The organism is Streptococcus porcinus, from assembly GCF_900475415.1.
GTDB lineage: Bacteria > Bacillota > Bacilli > Lactobacillales > Streptococcaceae > Streptococcus > Streptococcus porcinus.
This window is the reverse complement of record NZ_LS483388.1, coordinates 1356316-1374656: the sequence shown is the minus strand read 5'-3', so window position 1 is coordinate 1374656 and position 18341 is coordinate 1356316. Positions and strand designations below refer to the sequence as shown.

Genomic DNA, 18341 nt, shown 5'->3' with positions numbered 1-18341 from the left:
TCCCCATAAGGATTATAATATTACTATCGAAGATAAAAGGAGTTTTATCATGGAAAGCAAATTCTATAAACAAAGGAAAAATAGGTTAATTGCAGGTGTTGTGGCAGGATTGGCTGACAAATATGGTTGGGATTTGGCAGTTGCCCGTGTCTTAGCAGCTCTCTTAATGTATTTTTCGGGCTTTGGACTAGTCCTTTATATTTTACTAGCTATCTTCCTTCCTTACAAAGAAGATTTAATTGGTAGGAACGGAGCTAATGGTCCGCGTAAACGTAAAAATGCTGATCCAGCCAATGATGACGATGATGGTTGGTTCTGGTAAGAATAATGTATAGACATGAGTCAACTAAACAGGATTGACTCATGATTTTTAATGAAGCTATTGATATCTACTAGAGTCTTTATTATTTAATAAAGGCTTTTTCCTTATATTTGTCTTAGGAAAATCCTAATTTTACAAGTCTTTGCTAGAGTTAAGGTTTTGTCTTGTGTTATAATATAAAAAAGGAGAAATTATGACTGTAACAGTAAAAATGCTTGTTGATAGGCTTCGCTTAGAAAAGATATACAGTACTGATGACCTTCTGACCAAGGAAATCACAACCTCAGATATTTCAAGACCAGGACTTGAAATGACAGGTTATTTTGACTATTACTCCCCTGAACGAATTCAGCTTTTTGGGATGAAGGAATGGTCATATTTGACTAAAATGACCGCACATAATCGTTATTCTGTCTTGAAGGAAATGTTTAAAAATGATACTCCGGCGGTTATTATTTCTAGAGATTTGTCTGTTCCTGAAGAAATGATTCAAGCAGCAGAAGAAGAAGGTATTGTTTTACTACGAAGCAAAGTGTCGACCAGTCGTCTTTCTGGAAGTATTTCTTATTATTTAGATTCACTTTTAGCTGAAAGAACTAGTGTTCACGGTGTACTAATGGATATTTATGGTATGGGTGTTCTGATTCAAGGTGATTCTGGCATAGGGAAAAGTGAAACAGGCTTGGAGTTAGTTAAACGTGGTCATCGCCTTGTTGCCGATGATCGGGTAGATGTCTATGCTAAAGATGAAGAGACCTTATGGGGAGAGCCGGCCGAAATATTGCGCCACCTACTAGAAATTCGAGGAGTCGGCATTATTGATGTTATGTCCTTGTATGGTGCTAGTGCTGTAAAAGATTCCTCCCAAGTTCAGCTAGCTATCTACTTGGAAAATTTTGAGGCAGGTAAAGTCTTTGATCGACTGGGAAATGGAAATGAAGAGATTGAATTTTCAGGAGTGAAAATTCCAAGGATTAGAATACCAGTTAAAACTGGTCGTAACGTGTCGGTTGTCATTGAATCGGCGGCTATGAACCATCGTGCTCGACAAATGGGCTTTGATGCAACCAAAACTTTTGAGGATCGCCTTACCCAATTAATTAGTAAGAATGAGGGAGTGTGATATGATTGATCCCATAGCATTTCAAATTGGTCCATTTGCTATTCACTGGTATGCTATATGTATTATGACTGGCTTACTTCTGGCAGTTTACCTGACGACTAAAGAGGCTCCACGGAAAAAGCTAAGCAGTGACGATATCATCGATTTTATTTTAATCGCCTTTCCTTTGGCCATTCTTGGTGCGAGAATTTATTACGTTGTTTTTGAGTGGTCGTATTATTCACAACATCCTAATGAAATCTTAGCAGTTTGGAATGGTGGTATTGCCATTTATGGTGGTTTAATCACAGGAGCACTGGTCTTATTAGTCTACTCCTATTACAAGGTGATTAATCCCATCACCTTTTTGGATATTTCAGTGCCTGGTGTTATGATTGCACAAGCTATTGGTCGGTGGGGTAATTTTATAAATCAAGAAGCATATGGAAAAGCCGTTGATAATCTAGATTATTTACCGCATTTTATTCAAAAGCAGATGTTTATTGATGGTCATTATCGTATACCGACATTCTTATATGAGTCACTTTGGAACCTTTTAGGGTTTGTTGTCATTATGGGCTTGCGACGTAAACCCACTTTTTTAAAAGAAGGTGAAGTTATGGCTTTTTATCTCATTTGGTACGGAATTGGAAGGTTCGTCATTGAAGGGATGAGAACAGACAGTCTAATGTTCCTCGGTTTTAGAGTATCACAGTTAGTATCAATTGTTTTAATTATCGTTGGTTTAGTCTTTATCATGATTAGACGTCAAAAGAAGGGAATCCCGTATTATCAAGATTAAGGGAAAAAGGAGAAAAATATGGATTTAGTTGGAATTGCACTTATTATTATTGCTTTAGCGTTTGTTGCCTTGGTTATTTTTTTGATTCTGGTTCTGAAAAAAGTCTCTGAAACAATTGATGAAACGAAAAAAACAATTAGTATTCTAACCAGTGATGTGAATGTAACACTTTATCAAACCAATGAAATATTGGCTAAAGCGAATGTATTGGTTGAAGATGTGAACGGTAAAGTAGCAACTATTGATCCTCTCTTTGTTGCAATTGCTGATCTTTCTGAGAGTGTCTCAGATCTTAATGTCCAAGCAAGAAATTTCGGTCACAAGGCAAGCTCAGCGACAAGTAAAGCTTCAACCATGAGTAAAGCAGCTATTGTTGGCAAAGTGGCCAGTAAAATATTTAATAAAAAAGGAGAAAAAGCATGAGTAAATTTTTAAAATCTTTAGTTATTGGTACTGCAACAGGTATTGCAACAGCTTATTTTCTTAGCAGCGATAAAGGTAAGGCAATCAAAGCGCGTGCTGAAAAGGCTTTCGAAGCTTACAAAGAAAATCCAGATGACTACCATCAAATGGCAAAAGAAAAAGGGTCTGAGTATAGCAATCTAGCTAAGGATACCTTTACTACCTATAAAAATAAATTTGAAAATGGTGAATTAACACCTGAGCAAGTCTTGGAAACTGTTAAAGAAACAACTAATCAATTTATAAAAAAAGCTACTCAATATTTTGCTGAACAAGCCAGTGATTCTTCTTCTGAAGCAGATAAGACTGTATCAGAAGAAGATGTCATCATTAACTATGCTGATATTGAAAATAATTTATCTGCGACAGAGCCAGTAAAAACTAGCCCTATCATTGAGGAATTAGATAAGCAAAAAATGAATGATTTAGAAGGAAGCACTCTTCGCACAGTAGAGTCAGAGGATCCAATATCATCTGAGTCTTTTTCGGAAGTCCATAAATCATCAGAGTTATAAAAAGAATTTGATATGAAAAGCACTGCAAAAGTTAGATGAAAAATCTAGCGTTTGGAGTGCTTTTTTATATGGAATGAAGTTACTCAGGCAAAATTGAATTTTCCCTATTCAAAGGAAAGTCTTAGATAACTAGAATAGTACGGTTACTAAAGAAGGACTTAGTTCTGTGTTATACAGAACTAAGTCCTTCGCTTAAAAGATAATGTCTAATTTTTATCTACTAGTCAACTCACCAATAGGATTTTTTTATGACAAAAATGAATGTATTATTTTTGAAATTGCTAGAGTAGTTCCGTAGCTAAGTAAGCTAGAGAATAAGAAAGCCCATAAAGGAGCTAAATGCATAGCGAGTAGGACAAATGCAAAAAAAACAGTAACCATACTAAAAAATGCAATACGAGCAAAAAACAAAAGTTCATCTAGTTTTGTTTTCTGACTACTAAGGTTTTGAAAATCTTGAAATTTGGGTTCTGAATCAATTTCTTGATTGAGATAATCAAATTCATCTTGCTTTTTTAATGGTGATGGCATAGTCCTCTCCTTTCCTCTGAGATACTAAGTCATTTTAACATAAAAAAAGATTTTTGTCACTAGAATTTAAAAAATTTGCAAAATTAAGCACAATATCTCATTTTAGACAAGAAATATGCTCCAATTTTCTCTAAATTTGGTATAATTAATTCCTATGGAAAAAATAATCATTACAGCAACAGCTGAGAGTATTGAACAAGTTGAAGAACTTCTAGAAATTGGTGTAGATCGAATTTATATTGGTGAGGAAAATTACGGTTTACGTTTACCTTATAATTTTTCAGAAGATCAAATTCGACAAATTGCGCAATTAGTCCACGAGGCGGGCAAAGAATTGACAGTCGCTTGTAATGCTTTGATGCATCAGGATATGATGGATCAAATCAAGCCATTTTTAGATTTAATGAAGGAAATTCAAGTGGATTACCTTGTTGTAGGTGATGCTGGGCTCTTTTATGTGAACAAACGAGATGGTTACAATTTTAAATTGATTTATGATACATCAGTGTTTGTGACTTCTAGTCGACAAGTTAATTTTTGGGGGGAACATGGTGCCGTAGAGACAGTCTTAGCTCGTGAAATCCCATCTGAGGAGCTCTTTACCTTAGCAGCCAATCTTGAATATCCTGCCGAAGTATTGGTTTATGGCGCATCTGTTATCCACCATTCGAAACGTCCACTTTTAGAAAATTATTATAACTTCACACATATTGATGATGAAGTTACAAGGCAACGTGGCCTATTTCTTGCTGAACCTAGTGATCATGATAGTCATTATTCCATCTATCAGGATAAACATGGGACACATATTTTTATGAACAATGACATTGATATGATGACCAAGCTTGACCAGCTATATGAGCATCGCTTAAGACATTGGAAGTTAGATGGTATTTATTGTCCTGGTTCAGACTTTGTCGCTATTTGTCGCTTATTTATTGAAGCTAAAAACTTATTAGAGACTAAGCAATGGAGCCTTGAAAAGGCAGAGCTATTGGATCAAAAGGTGAAAGCTTTACATCCAAAAGGGCGTGGCTTAGATACTGGTTTTTATGACTTTGATCCTAAACTGGTCAAATAACTGCCTGATTTCTTTAAGAGTGAGTTTTGCTATTTCAGGGCTTGAAGAAATGATGCTTGAATCCTTTTAGATTTTATCTAACTATCTTGAAAATAGAAAGAATAAATGATGACACAATTGAAGAAAAGACCAGAGGTTTTGTCACCTGCTGGGACGCTTGAAAAATTAAAAGTTGCTATTGATTACGGTGCAGATGCTGTTTTTGTTGGGGGGCAAGCTTATGGCTTACGTAGTCGAGCAGGTAATTTTTCCATGGAAGAATTACAAGAAGGTATTGATTACGCACATGCTCGTCATGCTAAAGTCTATGTAGCTGCTAATATGGTTACCCACGAAGGAAATGAAAAAGGGGCTGGAGAATGGTTTCGCCAACTTCGTGATATGGGTTTAGATGCTGTAATTGTTTCTGACCCGGCACTTATCCTTATTTGTTCGACGGAAGCTCCAGGGTTAGAAATTCATTTATCCACCCAGGCATCATCGACTAATTACGAAACCTTTGAATTTTGGAAAGAAATGGGCTTGACCCGAGTGGTCTTGGCCCGTGAAGTCAATATGGCTGAATTAGCTGAAATCCGTAAAAGAACCGAAGTAGAAATCGAAGCTTTTGTCCACGGAGCAATGTGTATTTCTTATTCAGGACGCTGTGTCCTTTCTAATCACATGAGTCATCGTGATGCTAATCGTGGCGGTTGCTCACAGTCCTGTCGTTGGAAGTATGATCTTTATGATATGCCTTTTGGTTCGGAACGGCGTTCTTTAAAGGGCGAAATCCCAGAGGAGTATTCCATGTCTTCTGTAGACATGTGTATGATCGACCATATACCAGACTTGATCGAAAATGGGGTCGACAGCCTTAAAATTGAGGGAAGGATGAAGTCTATCCATTATGTATCAACAGTCACAAACTGCTATAAAGCTGCGGTAGATGCTTATATGGAAAGTCCTGAAGCATTTTATGCAATCAAAGAAGAGTTAGTTGATGAGCTCTGGAAGGTTGCCCAAAGAGAATTAGCGACTGGTTTTTATTATGGTATCCCAACAGAAAATGAGCAACTATTTGGAGCTCGTCGTAAAATCCCACAATATAAGTTTGTTGGTGAAGTTGTTTCATTTGACGAGACAACAATGACAGCGACTATACGTCAGCGAAATGTTATCAACGAGGGTGATAAGATTGAGTTTTATGGACCAGGCTTCCGCCATTTTGAAACTATTGTTAAAAATTTACATGATGAAGAAGGTCATAAGATTGATCGTGCACCTAACCCAATGGCGCTTTTAACAATCAGTTTACCTCAAGCTGTTAAAGCTGGTGATATGATAAGAGCGTGTAAAGAGGGCCTAGTCAATCTTTATCAGAAAGACGGTAGTAGCCAAACTGTGAGAGCGTAATAAAAAAATAGAATGCCTTCTTTAAAAACTAACAGACTGGTTTTTAAAGAAGGCATTGCCTTTTAATGATTATTGTTGATTGAAGTTCTAGGTAGCAGAGTTACTTTTTCAATCTCATTTAAAGGGATGATAGAAGTTAGATTGTTCTGGCTATCATTAAGGATAACTTGACCCTCTAATTTGTCATATTTTATTAAGGTTCCAGTGACACTTTTTTCATGACTAATAATATGAATGGGTGCTTGTTCTTGAAGCGCATTGTTGATAGCAGTGATTAGGTGGTTAGAGTGTAGTGAAATAGAGTGTTTATTTTGTGGCTTGTTATCTATAAAATCGATAAGAATAGATTTAAGAAGCATTAAAAATGATTTCATAGCTAAATTCCTTTTTTATTGATAAAATGATTTTATAGTATTTTACCCTAAATAGGAAAAATTTAAAAGAAAATACATTTTAGGTTTTTTCGAATAATAAAATGGGAGGAATAAAAATGGCAGAATTTACATTTAAAATAGAAGAACATTTACTAACGCTATCTGAAACAGATAAAGGTTGGACAAAAGAATTAAATCGAGTCTCCTTTAATGGTGCAGAGCCTAAATGGGATATCCGTTCTTGGAGTCCAGATCATACTAAAATGGGTAAAGGGATCACACTCAGCAATGAAGAGTTCAACCAATTAGTTAAAGCTTTTAAGGAGTCCTAGTAACTTTTTTCTAATCTAAAATAAGGCCGAAAGGCCTTATTTTTTTAAATGATCCGCCAATCCGATAAGAAAAATTACCGCACCGACTCCTAAAAATATCCATTTATGATAGAAGTATCCGTAAAGGATAAAGATTGCTGCAGATAGATATGAAATGTAGGCTTTTTTCATGTTTTCTCCTTATGACAATTACAATATGATCTTATTGTAACATAATTATGTTAAGGTTTCCTTAGCAGTCACAGTTAACATCGCAACAATCCAAATCAGTTAAAAACATTTGATTTTCTTTATACAAAGAAAGTGAATCTTCATCTAAATTGATTTTTTCACGTTTAGCTATCTCACAGATTATTGGCAAGAAGCGTTGGCGAAATTTGTAAATGTAACAAAAAATTGTGTCTCTTTGGCGTAAGCTTGGTCCTATTAAAAAACAGTTGGTTAGTATGGTCGATTCATCATTTTCTGTAACCATTGGGAGTTGGTGCTCATCATAGTTGAAAAGGTGATGGCCGTCAATACGGTGACAAGCGTTGAGAAAACCAGTTGCTAATATAGGCTTATGTTTACTTTTGGCATAGGTGCCATCTGAAAAGTTAACATGGTAATAGCCGTCGATTTGCTCTATTGCAATGGCTTTCTTCTTTTCGTTTATCTTAATGTTATATTGAGGATTTGATTGGATATGCTTTAATCTCTCCTTAGTAATTGGAGACAATGAAATACTAGGATCAGGGTTATCTTCCTTTTGCCCCAAGCTATCAGTAAAGAGGTGAACATGGTTACCTCGATATGCTAAGTGTGTTAGGGCGTCACAGGCGCTTTCATTGCCCCCTATTATAATAAAAGGTTCTTCAGAGGTTACATGGAAATTATCAATCTCCCCATAATGCATTCCTAAGTCCGCTCCTTTTATTGAACTTTTATTAGGATTTTGAAACTCACCAGTAGCAACGATTAGATAGTTGGCAGTCAGTTTTTCTTTTTGCGTTTCAACAATAAAAATTCCTTGAGATTTTTCGATATTTCGAACATGACTTTGAAGCCTTATGGGCAAGTGATAGTGAGATGCAACTAATTGTAGGTAGTGGGCATACTCTTTTCCAGAAAGGTGTTCTTTTTCAAATGAAAATGCTGGTGATGTGTCAGGGACAACAGCATTTAAATCGGGGAAGCCAAATCCATTAGTGGTAAAAGAGGGAGTAATAAACTGAGTTGTGGTTGGCCATTTTAAAAAACTGTCTCCAATGACACCTTTTTCTAAAATCAAAAAATCATCAATGCCGACCTTTTTAAGGCAAGCTCCAAAACCAATTCCAGAAGCCCCAGCTCCAATAATTATGATACGATAGTTTTTCATTTTTCCTCCTTGACAAGCTTAGGTCTGAAGTATTATACTTAACCAGTTAACTAAAATAGTGTAACAAATTCTATTTTTTTTGTAAAGGAAGCAATGACATGTTTTTATTAGTTTGTATATTAGTGATGTGGTTGATGATTTTTGGTGTGGCACTGATATATGTGTCAAGTTTGAGTCCAGAATTAAGTTCCTCGATTATTTATCGATTTCAACTTATTGTTTTAGTTTCTTCATTTGTGTGGATTTTATTTGCATTCGGTTTAACCTTTAAGGGGACGTTATGGTCTCCATTTTTTTCACACCCTATAAACTTTAATAGTATTTTGGACCTATTATTTCAGCTTTGTTTTTGTTTGTATGCCATAGTTATGTTAATTGGCTCAGTTATTGATCGTATGTCGACCTCCTTATTATTGAAGGTTGCTATTTTATGGATGCTTTTGGTTTACTGTCCCTTAGCTTTTTTAATTTGGAATTCCGATGGTTTTCTAGCTAGTATAGGGGTTAGAGACTTTTCAGGAGGGATGGTTGTCCATCTCTCAGCTGGTCTTTCCAGCTTGATTCTTGCAAAGCAAGTTGGTAAGACACCATATCAACATCCTCAAGAGATTCAAGTAAAATGGCTATTTCTAGGTGTCTTACTAGTTACTTTTGGTTGGTTTGGCTTTAACGCAGGCCCAGCAGGAGAGTTTAATCACCTTGCAGCTACAGCCATACTCAATACCTTTCTAGCTATTATTTCTGGGGGTATTTCCTTTAGTATTGCAGAATATATCTTAGAACGAAAACACACTTTACCAGTTTTATTAAATGGTACAGTGGTAGGCTTGGTGACTAGTACTGCAGGTGTGGGGTTTGTTTCTCCTTTACAGCTGGTTTTTATTTGCTTTTTTGCTTCTTTTGGAACCTATGCATTATCCTTTTTTATCGTAAAATACCTCGATGTAGATGATGTGGTAGATTCTTTTGCTATGAATGGGGTAGGAGGCTTCTTAGGAAGTTTAGGTGTTATCTGTTTCGATGTTAGGAGCTTACTTCCTCAACTGTTATCACTAGTTATCACTATTTTATTGTCTGTAGCAGGAACTTATCTTATAGTAAGGTTATTGCACTCTGGTAATAAATTGAAGTGATAAGATTTTAATTAATGAAAAGGCCAGAGTTAGATATACTAACTCTGGCCTTTAGAATACATCCAGCTATACCAATAAATGATAAGTGGATAGGTATATAGTTTAGTTTATTGGATATGACCATTTTTGACAACGCAACGGCCATTTTTGTAAACCTGATCAATAAGGTTTGTTGCAAAAAAGTAACACAGATAATCTATATTTGGTGCATCAAATATGGCAATATCTGCTAATTTGCCCTTTTCAAATGAGCCAACCGTAGTCTGTCTTCTAATAGCATAGGCGGCATTGATTGTAACGGCATTCAATACTTCAATAGGTGTTAATCGCATCATAAAGCATCCAAGTTGCATGATAAACTGCATATTAGCTGTAGGACAAGATCCTGGATTGCTATCAGTGGACAAGGTAATTGCCATCCCTTTGTCAATCATTTTACGAGCTGGAGCATAAGTATCCTCCATTAAACTAAAGGTGGTAGCAGGGAGTAAGTTACCAATAACATTTGCTTTTGCTAATTTGTCAATTCCTGTGTCAGTAATCATCATAAGATGTTCCGCACTGGTTGCATTTAGCTCGGCAGCTACATCGACACCTCCAATAGATTCAATTTCATCAGCGTGAATTCTTAATTGGAAACCTAATTCTTTAGCTTTTGAGAGAAGATAAGAGGATTCTTCAGCTGTAAAAACTCCTTTTTCACAAAAAATATCACAGAATTCGGCAAGGTCATTCGCTTTGACAATTGGAAGCATTGTCTCAACAATCAACTTCAGATAGTCATAGGGGTGATTTTTGTACTCGCTTGGGATTGCATGTGCAGCCATAAAGGTTGAAACCAAATCGATTTGGTGTTGTTTATCTAGAGCTTTGACAACTTCTAATTGCCGTTTTTCGGTTTCCCATTCTAATCCGTAGCCACTCTTAGCTTCAACGGATGTCACACCATGAAGTAACATATAATCTAAGAGCCTTTTTGATTTATCGTAAAGTTCTTCAAAGGAAGCCTTGCGTGTCGAAGTTACTGTACTAAGGATTCCTCCTCCTTGAGCTAAGATGTCAAGATAAGGGACACCATTTAATTTTTGAGCAAATTCGTGCTCTCGGCTACCTCCATATACAAGATGAGTATGACAATCAATGAGACCTGGTGTAGCAATCTTTCCTTCGTAGGATTTAATTTTGGTATTTTTTCCTATTAACTTTTGTTCAGGTTTCCCTTTGCCGACTGCTAGAATTTTGCCATCTTTAATAGCAATATAGGCGTCTTCAATAATTTCTGCTTTTTTCATTTCATGTCCCGAAAGGGGATGACCTAGGTCATTTGGGCAGAATACTTGGTTAAAATGGGTCAATATGGCATCAGCAATCATAATATTTTCTCCTTTTCACTAATGGATTCATCTAAATCATAGTTCAAAAACGTCAAATTTTAGTCAAAAAATAGGTTTTCAGCCTTTATTTTAAAAAATATAGCTATTTTCAAAAAACTAGACTAAAAATCGACGGCTCTTCTTTAAACTAAGTGTGAAAATAAACAATGGTCAAAAGACATAAGGAGGTTTACGATGACTTTTTATAGTGAAGCTGATATTGCCACAGCTATGACGGTAAAATTAGATGATGTTTTACCTGAAAAAACTGTCTTTCAAGAAGGAATCAGGCGGGCACCAAATCGGGGATTTCGCTTAAGTCAAAAACAGACAGAAATTGCACTAAAAAATGCCTTGCGGTATATTCCACCAAAATTTCATAAAGAAATTATTCCAGAATTTTTAGAAGAACTAAAAACTAGAGGGCGGATTTATGGGTATCGTTGGCGACCAAAAGAAAGAATTTATGGAAAACCTATTGATGACTATAAGGGAAATTGCACAGCAGCTAAGGCTATGCAGGTTATGATTGACAATAACCTAAGTTTTGAAATTGCCTTATATCCTTATGAATTGGTAACCTATGGGGAAACAGGCTCTGTTTGTGCCAACTGGATGCAGTATAACTTGATTAAGAAGTACCTCGAAATAATGACAGAAGAACAAACTCTAGTCGTTGAATCGGGCCACCCTTTAGGGCTTTTCAAGTCGAAACCAGAAGCTCCGCGTGTTATCATAACCAATGGTTTATTGGTAGGGGAATATGATAACATGAAGGACTGGGAAATTGCTGAAGAAATGGGTGTTACTAACTATGGTCAAATGACCGCAGGTGGTTGGATGTATATTGGCCCGCAAGGGATTGTTCATGGAACGTTTAACACTTTATTAAATGCTGGACGCTTAAAACTTGGAATTCCTGATGATGGTAATTTAGAAGGCAAATTGTTCATATCTTCAGGATTAGGTGGCATGAGTGGCGCACAAGGAAAAGCCGCTGAAATTGCTAAGGCTGTTGCTATCATTGCTGAGGTTGATGCCTCTCGTATTGAAACACGTCACTCTCAAGGATGGATTAGTCAAGTTGCCGAAACGGCTGAAGAAGCAGTTGCTTTAGCTCAACAAGCTCAACAGGCTAAAAACTCAACATCAATTGCATATCATGGCAATATTGTTGATCTTTTAGAATATGTGAATGAAAATAATATTCAAGTTGACCTTCTCTCAGATCAAACTTCGTGTCATAATGTATATGATGGCGGTTATTGCCCAGTGGGGATGACATTTGATGAACGTACACAACTGTTGGCTGATGATAAAGATAAGTTCCATCAATTAGTTGACAAAACTCTAGAACGTCATTTCAATGCCATTAAAGCATTAACCTCAAAAGGAACTTATTTCTTTGATTATGGAAATGCTTTTATGAAATCTGTTTATGATTCAGGTATTTCTGAAATTTCTAAAAATGGTATTGATGATAAGGATGGTTTTATTTGGCCATCATACGTCGAAGATATTATGGGGCCAATGCTATTTGATTATGGCTATGGACCATTCCGTTGGTGCTGCCTAAGTGGTAAGCATGAGGATTTAGTAGCAACTGACCATGCTGCAATGGAAGTTATTAATCCTGAGAGACGGTATCAAGACCGTGATAACTACAACTGGATTAGAGACGCTGAAAAGAATCAATTAGTAGTAGGAACCCAAGCTCGGATTTTATATCAAGATTGTATGGGGCGTGTTAATATTGCTCTCAAGTTTAATCAATTGATTCGCGAGGGTAAAATTGGGCCTGTCATGATTGGTCGCGACCACCATGATGTATCGGGGACAGATTCACCTTTCCGTGAAACTTCAAATATTAAAGATGGTTCCAATATTTGTGCTGATATGGCAGTTCAATGCTATGCCGGAAATGCTGCTAGAGGTATGAGTTTAGTAGCACTCCATAATGGAGGTGGAACTGGTATTGGCAAGGCAATTAATGGTGGCTTTGGATTAGTACTTGATGGTAGTGAAAGAATTGATGATATTATTAAATCAGCTATCGCTTGGGATACTATGGGTGGTGTTGCAAGGCGTAGTTGGGCACGAAATGAACATGCTATAGAAACCTCTATCGAGTATAACAAATTAAATGAAGGAAAAGATCATATTACTATTCCTTACTTAGCTGATGAAGAATTAGTTAAAGAGTCAGTATCCCAATTGTTTAATGACTGATGCCTGTGCGGGGAGTTGACGAAAGTAACTGTTCCGTTTATTCCTCGCTTTTCTTTGTTACAATAAAATGTAAGCGCAAACATAATTTGTGTTATAAAATCATAAATCTAAAGGAGAAGAAAATGTCAAAAATTGTTGAATGTATCCCTAATTTTTCAGAAGGTCGAAATCAGGCTACTATTGATGGTCTGGTTGCAACGGCAAAAAGTGTTCCTGGCGTTACCCTATTAGACTATTCTTCTGATACTAGTCATAATCGCAGTGTTTTTACATTAGTTGGCGATGAAGTAGCCATTCAAGAAGCGGCCTTTCTTCTTGTAAAATATGCTAGTGAACATATTGATATGACGAAACATCACGGTGAACATCCACGAATGGGAGCAACCGATGTTTTGCCTTTTGTGCCTATTAAAGATATTACTACAGAAGAATGTGTTGACATTTCAAAAAAAGTTGCTGAAAGAATTAATAAAGAGTTACAAATTCCTATCTTTTTGTATGAAGCATCGGCTACTTGCCCAGAAAGAACAAATTTAGCAAAGGTTCGTAAAGGACAATTTGAAGGTATGCCAGAGAAACTTTTGGAAGAGAATTGGGCTCCCGATTTTGGAGATAGACAAATCCATCCGACTGCAGGTGTAACAGCCGTAGGAGCGCGAATGCCCCTCGTTGCTTTTAATGTTAATTTAGATACAGATAATCTTGAGATTGCAAATAAGATTGCTAAAATTATTCGAGGCTCTGGAGGAGGTTATAAATATTGTAAAGCTATTGGAGTCATGTTAGAAGAACGTCATATTGCTCAAGTTTCTATGAATATGGTCAACTTTGAAAAATGTTCCCTCTATAGAACATTTGAAACGATTAAATTTGAAGCAAGACGGTATGGTGTCAATATTATCGGCTCAGAGGTTATCGGCCTTGCTCCAGCTAAAGCCCTCATTGACGTCGCAGAGTACTATCTCCAAGTGGAGGATTTTGATTATAGCAAACAAGTTTTAGAAAATCATTTATTGGGTTAGAAAGGATAGGAACAATGAAATTAGTTGATTTAACCTTGACTGAGTTTGCTCAAGTTCTAGGATCTGATAAACCTGCTCCTGGTGGAGGATCGGCTGCAGCTTTATCAGCAGTTAATGGCATTTCTCTGACAAAGATGGTGTGTGAGTTAACCATTGGCAAGAAAAAATATGAGGAGCATCAAGATCTTATGAAAGAACTTCATCAAGAAGCAAGCGATCTGCAAAAAAGCTTGTTAGATGCTGTTGATAAAGATACTGAAGCCTTTAACCTAGTGTCTGCTGTTTTTGCTTTACCTAAAGAAACAGAAGATGACAAAATTAAAAGACGAGAGGCTATGCAAAAAGCTTTAAAAGAGGCTACAAAATCACCCTTTGCAATGATGCAAGAGATTTTTGAAGCACTTGAAATCACTAAAAAAGCAGTAGGGAAGTCAAATACGAATGCTGCTAGTGATTTGGGTGTAGCGGCATTACATTTAAAGGCTGCTTTGCAAGGAGCTTGGTTAAACGTTTTGATTAATCTAGCAGGGATTAGAGATGAGACGTTTGTTACAGAATATCGTCAGAATGGACAAGAACTTTTAGAAAAAGGTTGTCAATTAGCTGATGCTATTTATTTAGATATATTGAAATTGTTATAATAAAGGAGGCATCATGGTTATTTCAGATATAGAAATTGCTAGTTCAGTTGAAATGAAACCCATTGTTGATGTTGCTCAAAATTTAGGGATTGATGAGAATGATATCACACTTTATGGTAAATACAAGGCAAAAATTAATGCGCATCAGTTACAAGATTTGAAGGATAAAAAAGATGGGAAACTGATTTTAGTAACAGCTATTTCACCAACACCAGCTGGTGAAGGAAAGACCACCACCTCAGTTGGCTTGGTAGATGCACTTTCTCAGATTGGTAAAAAAGCAGTTATTGCTTTGCGTGAACCTTCGTTAGGCCCAGTATTTGGTATTAAAGGTGGTGCTGCTGGAGGTGGTCATGCTCAAGTTGTGCCAATGGAAGATATTAATTTACATTTCACAGGAGACTTCCATGCTATTGGTGCAGCAAATAATTTATTAGCAGCTTTAATTGACAATCATATCCATCATGGCAATAGCTTAGGGATTGACACTCGTCGTATTACCTGGAAACGTGTTGTAGATATGAATGACCGTCAGTTGCGGCATATTGTTAATGGCTTACAAGGAAAAATTAATGGTGTTCCTCGTGAAGACGGCTATGATATTACTGTTGCCTCTGAAATTATGGCTATCCTTTGTTTATCCGAATCTATCTCAGATTTAAAAGCGCGTCTTGAAAAAATTATTATTGGTTATGACTACAAGGGAGAACCAGTTACAGCAGGTGATTTAAAAGCTGCTGGAGCTATGGCTGCCTTACTAAAAGAGGCCATTCACCCTAATATCGTACAGACTTTAGAACATACTCCTGCATTAATTCATGGTGGCCCATTTGCTAATATCGCCCATGGCTGTAATAGTGTTCTTGCGACTAAACTAGCCATGAAGTATGCTGATTATACGGTAACTGAAGCGGGCTTTGGTGCTGATCTAGGTGCTGAAAAATTTATTGATATTAAATGCCGTTTATCAGGTATCCGTCCTTCAGCTGTCGTACTTGTGGCAACAATTAGGGCATTGAAGATGCATGGTGGTGTTCAAAAAGCAGATTTAGGAACTGAAAATGTTGAGGCAGTTCTTAAAGGGCTACCAAACTTGGACAAGCATTTAGAAAACATTCAAGAGGTCTACGGGCTCCCTGTTGTTGTTGCTATTAATAAGTTTCCACTTGATACCGATGGTGAATTGCAAGCTGTCTATGATGCCTGCGACAAACGAGGTGTTGAAGTTGTGATTTCTGATGTTTGGGCAAATGGCGGAGTAGGTGGCCGGGAATTAGCTGAAAAAGTAGTTGAACTTTCAGAAAAAGAGAATCAATTCGCTTTTGTATATCATGAAGATGACTCCATAGAGACAAAATTAACTAAGATTGTGACAAAGATTTATGGTGGGAAAGGTATTTCCTTAACCGCAACTGCCAAGAAAGAGATGGCTGAACTTGAAAGGCTGGGATTTGGTTCTTATCCTATTTGTATGGCTAAAACTCAATATTCATTCTCGGATAATGCTAAAATGCTTGGTGCGCCTAAAGATTTTACAATTACAATTTCAAAGCTTAAAGTTTCAGCAGGTGCAGGTTTTATTGTAGCTCTAACTGGGGCTGTGATGACTATGCCTGGCTTACCAAAAGAGCCAGCTAGTGAAAAAATTGATATTGATGATCAAGGCAATATCACTGGTTTATTTTAAAATAGAGTTTATGAAAGATATTAGTATTCTAAAATCACAATCCTATTCAGTTTCTAAATGGTCTGGGGGAAAAACAAAAGAATTATATATTTTCCCTAAGACCAGCTCATACCTTGAAAAAAATTTCGATTTTCGCTTATCATCAGCAACAGTTTCATTAGTAGAAACAAACTTCTCAGACTTGAGGGGCTACCACAGACTTATTATGACTCTTGATAGGTCAATGAGCCTTTTTAATCTAGAGACACATGAAATCACGAAACTTAAACCCTTTGAAACTTTTTCTTTTGAGGGTTGTGACAAAATCAAGAGTTATGGACAATGCACAGATATTAATTTAATTTACAATGATAACTATTTGGGACAGATGGAGGCTGTTCATAAAACGACGGGGTCTATATGCAGTAGTATGACTACGCAAATGGTCTACACTTTATGTGATATGACTTGTACAGTTGATGGTCAACGAGCGTATTTGCTTAAGACTAATCATCTACTAGTCATACAAAATGGCTCTCCATCACCCCATAACAAGTTGGAATTATCACCTTTAAAACCGTGTTCAAAAGTTATAGCAATTTGGGCGGGTTTATCTTATAAAAAGGATTCGGGTTACATGATTAAAGGCTCTTAAGGAGGAGCATTATTATGGATTCAAATAAAATGACGAAACAAGAAAGAGAAGATGCTAAGTTTAGCTTAAGCGGTGCAACCTTGTATGGTATCAATGCTGTTATTGGCTCAGGTATTTTTCTCTTACCTCAAGAAATTTATAAAGGCTTAGGACCCGCCTCAATTGCTGTTATGTTAGCAACAGCAATCTTAACTATAATGCTTGCTATTTGTTTTGCAGAAGTTTCTGGTTATTTTGGGAAGAATGGCGGTGCTTTCCAATATTCTAAACGAGCTTTTGGCGATTTTATTGGCTTTAATGTTGGTTTTCTAGGCTGGGCCGTTACTATTTTTGCTTGGGCAGCTATGGCAGCGGGTTTTGCTAAAATGTTCATTATTACCTTTCCTGCATTCGAAGGCTGGAACGTTCCTCTTTCAATAGGTCTGGTTATTTTTCTTTCTCTTATGAATATTGCCGGTTTAAAGACATCTAAGCTTTTAACCATTACTGCAACGATTGCTAAATTGATTCCAATAGTTGCCTTTTCAATCTGTACTATTTTTTTCTTGCAAAAAGGGCTACCAAACTTTACCCCGTTTGTTCAGCTAGCAGATAATAAAAGTTTGTTTAGTGCTATATCTGGGACAGCTGTTTATATTTTTTACGGTTTTATTGGATTTGAAACCTTATCAATTGTAGCAGGAGAAATGCGTCAGCCAGAAAAAAATGTTCCGCGTGCAATACTTGGCTCAATTAGTATTGTTTCAGTCCTTTACATGTTGATTATTGGTGGAACAATTGCGATGCTTGGGTCAGAAATTATGAATACTAATGCGCCTGTACAAGATGCTTTTGTCAAAATGATTGGTCCTGCAGGGGCATGGTTAGTTTCTATTGGTGCTCTAATTTCAATTACAGGCCTAAATATGGGAGAGTCCATCATGGTTCCTCGTTATGGTGCTGCGATAGCAAATGAGGGATTATTGCCGACAATAATTTCAAAAGAAAATCAAAAAGCAGCACCTGTTGTTGCCATCATGATTTCAAGTGGTATAGCGATTGTCCTCTTACTTACAGGTACTTTCCAAACCTTGGCAAATTTAAGTGTTGTTTTCCGTTTCTTCCAGTATATTCCTACTGCTTTAGCAGTTATTAAGCTTCGAAAAATGGAACCCAATGCAAATCTTATTTTCCGAATTCCATTTGGCCCTATCATTCCAATTATAGCGGTTGTTATTAGTTTAATAATGATTATTGGGGACAATCCTAAGAATATCATCTACGGCTTAATAGGGGTAATTATTTCAAGTAGTGTTTATTATTTTATGCATGGGCGCAAGAAACATGTGAAATCTATTGTAGAGTAA

At 36.6% G+C, this 18341-nt stretch carries 20 protein-coding genes; 15 read left to right on the top strand and 5 right to left on the bottom strand.

Going from position 1 to position 18341, the window contains the following annotated elements:
- Nucleotides 1–49: 49 nt before the first annotated feature.
- From DQM45_RS06805 to DQM45_RS06785, 5 genes are all read left to right on the top strand, one after another.
- Nucleotides 50–322: a PspC domain-containing protein gene (locus DQM45_RS06805; RefSeq protein WP_003082710.1), complete on the top strand. Its 273-nt coding sequence runs from the start codon at nt 50–52 to the stop codon at nt 320–322.
- Between the two features lie 193 nt (nt 323–515).
- Nucleotides 516–1445: an HPr(Ser) kinase/phosphatase gene (hprK, locus tag DQM45_RS06800; RefSeq protein WP_003085821.1), complete on the top strand. Its 930-nt coding sequence runs from the start codon at nt 516–518 to the stop codon at nt 1443–1445.
- Nucleotide 1446: 1 nt separating this feature from the next.
- Complete coding sequence (lgt, locus tag DQM45_RS06795) at nt 1447–2226, top strand: prolipoprotein diacylglyceryl transferase (protein WP_003084228.1); 780 nt, start codon at nt 1447–1449, stop codon at nt 2224–2226.
- Nucleotides 2227–2244: 18 nt separating this feature from the next.
- Complete coding sequence (locus DQM45_RS06790; protein ID WP_003085456.1) at nt 2245–2649, top strand: DUF948 domain-containing protein; 405 nt, start codon at nt 2245–2247, stop codon at nt 2647–2649.
- On the top strand, nt 2646–3203 hold the full coding sequence (locus tag DQM45_RS06785) for a YtxH domain-containing protein (protein ID WP_003083716.1): 558 nt from the start codon (nt 2646–2648) through the stop codon (nt 3201–3203). The genes DQM45_RS06790 and DQM45_RS06785 overlap by 4 nt, the downstream gene beginning before the upstream one ends.
- A 246-nt stretch (nt 3204–3449) precedes the next feature.
- Here the strand turns inward: DQM45_RS06785 and DQM45_RS06780 are convergent, their stop codons facing one another.
- Entirely contained in the window at nt 3450–3734 is a 285-nt protein-coding gene (locus tag DQM45_RS06780; protein WP_003083292.1) for a DUF3270 domain-containing protein, read from the bottom strand.
- A 154-nt stretch (nt 3735–3888) separates the two neighbouring features.
- Between DQM45_RS06780 and DQM45_RS06775 the strand changes: the two genes are divergently transcribed.
- Entirely contained in the window at nt 3889–4815 is a 927-nt protein-coding gene (locus DQM45_RS06775) for a peptidase U32 family protein (RefSeq protein WP_003085136.1), read from the top strand.
- Between the two features lie 108 nt (nt 4816–4923).
- A complete protein-coding gene (locus tag DQM45_RS06770) occupies nt 4924–6210 on the top strand; it encodes a peptidase U32 family protein (RefSeq protein ID WP_111724856.1) in 1287 nt (428 codons plus the stop codon).
- 62 nt (nt 6211–6272) lie between these two features.
- On the opposite strand, the gene DQM45_RS06765 is transcribed toward DQM45_RS06770, so the two are convergent.
- On the bottom strand, nt 6273–6584 hold the full coding sequence (locus DQM45_RS06765; protein WP_003085804.1) for a hypothetical protein: 312 nt from the start codon (nt 6582–6584) through the stop codon (nt 6273–6275).
- A gap of 116 nt (nt 6585–6700) precedes the next feature.
- On the opposite strand from DQM45_RS06765, the gene DQM45_RS06760 reads away from it, so the two are divergent.
- Nucleotides 6701–6916 (top strand): YdbC family protein, encoded by a 216-nt coding sequence (locus DQM45_RS06760; RefSeq protein WP_003084313.1) that lies wholly within the window; start codon nt 6701–6703, stop codon nt 6914–6916.
- 36 nt (nt 6917–6952) lie between these two features.
- Here the strand turns inward: DQM45_RS06760 and DQM45_RS10300 are convergent, their stop codons facing one another.
- Entirely contained in the window at nt 6953–7087 is a 135-nt protein-coding gene (locus DQM45_RS10300; RefSeq protein WP_003085313.1) for a hypothetical protein, read from the bottom strand.
- 61 nt (nt 7088–7148) lie between these two features.
- Nucleotides 7149–8276, bottom strand: coding sequence for an NAD(P)/FAD-dependent oxidoreductase (locus tag DQM45_RS06755; RefSeq protein WP_003083417.1), 1128 nt, complete (start codon nt 8274–8276; stop codon nt 7149–7151).
- Between the two features lie 98 nt (nt 8277–8374).
- Between DQM45_RS06755 and DQM45_RS06750 the strand changes: the two genes are divergently transcribed.
- A complete protein-coding gene (locus DQM45_RS06750) occupies nt 8375–9409 on the top strand; it encodes an ammonium transporter (protein ID WP_003085477.1) in 1035 nt (344 codons plus the stop codon).
- Nucleotides 9410–9516: 107 nt separating this feature from the next.
- Here DQM45_RS06750 and hutI read toward each other — a convergent pair whose 3' ends face one another.
- Nucleotides 9517–10782, bottom strand: a complete 1266-nt coding sequence (gene hutI / locus DQM45_RS06745; RefSeq protein ID WP_003084260.1) for an imidazolonepropionase — start codon at nt 10780–10782, stop codon at nt 9517–9519.
- Nucleotides 10783–10977: 195 nt separating this feature from the next.
- On the opposite strand from hutI, the gene DQM45_RS06740 reads away from it, so the two are divergent.
- The 6 genes from DQM45_RS06740 (at nt 10978) to DQM45_RS06715 (ending at nt 18341) form a co-directional block, all read left to right on the top strand.
- Nucleotides 10978–13011, top strand: a complete 2034-nt coding sequence (locus tag DQM45_RS06740) for a urocanate hydratase (protein ID WP_003084476.1) — start codon at nt 10978–10980, stop codon at nt 13009–13011.
- A 122-nt stretch (nt 13012–13133) separates the two neighbouring features.
- Nucleotides 13134–14033, top strand: a complete 900-nt coding sequence (gene ftcD, locus DQM45_RS06735; protein ID WP_003085098.1) for a glutamate formimidoyltransferase — start codon at nt 13134–13136, stop codon at nt 14031–14033.
- A 14-nt stretch (nt 14034–14047) separates the two neighbouring features.
- A complete protein-coding gene (locus tag DQM45_RS06730; RefSeq protein WP_003083088.1) occupies nt 14048–14674 on the top strand; it encodes a cyclodeaminase/cyclohydrolase family protein in 627 nt (208 codons plus the stop codon).
- A gap of 13 nt (nt 14675–14687) precedes the next feature.
- The gene (locus tag DQM45_RS06725; protein WP_003083812.1) at nt 14688–16361 is read left to right on the top strand and encodes a formate--tetrahydrofolate ligase; all 1674 of its coding nucleotides are present in this window, start codon (nt 14688–14690) and stop codon (nt 16359–16361) included.
- A gap of 10 nt (nt 16362–16371) precedes the next feature.
- On the top strand, nt 16372–16995 hold the full coding sequence (locus tag DQM45_RS06720; protein ID WP_003085425.1) for a HutD family protein: 624 nt from the start codon (nt 16372–16374) through the stop codon (nt 16993–16995).
- A 14-nt stretch (nt 16996–17009) separates the two neighbouring features.
- Nucleotides 17010–18341 carry an APC family permease gene (locus DQM45_RS06715; protein WP_003085697.1) on the top strand — a complete coding sequence of 444 codons (1332 nt, stop codon included), beginning with the start codon at nt 17010–17012 and terminating at the stop codon, nt 18339–18341.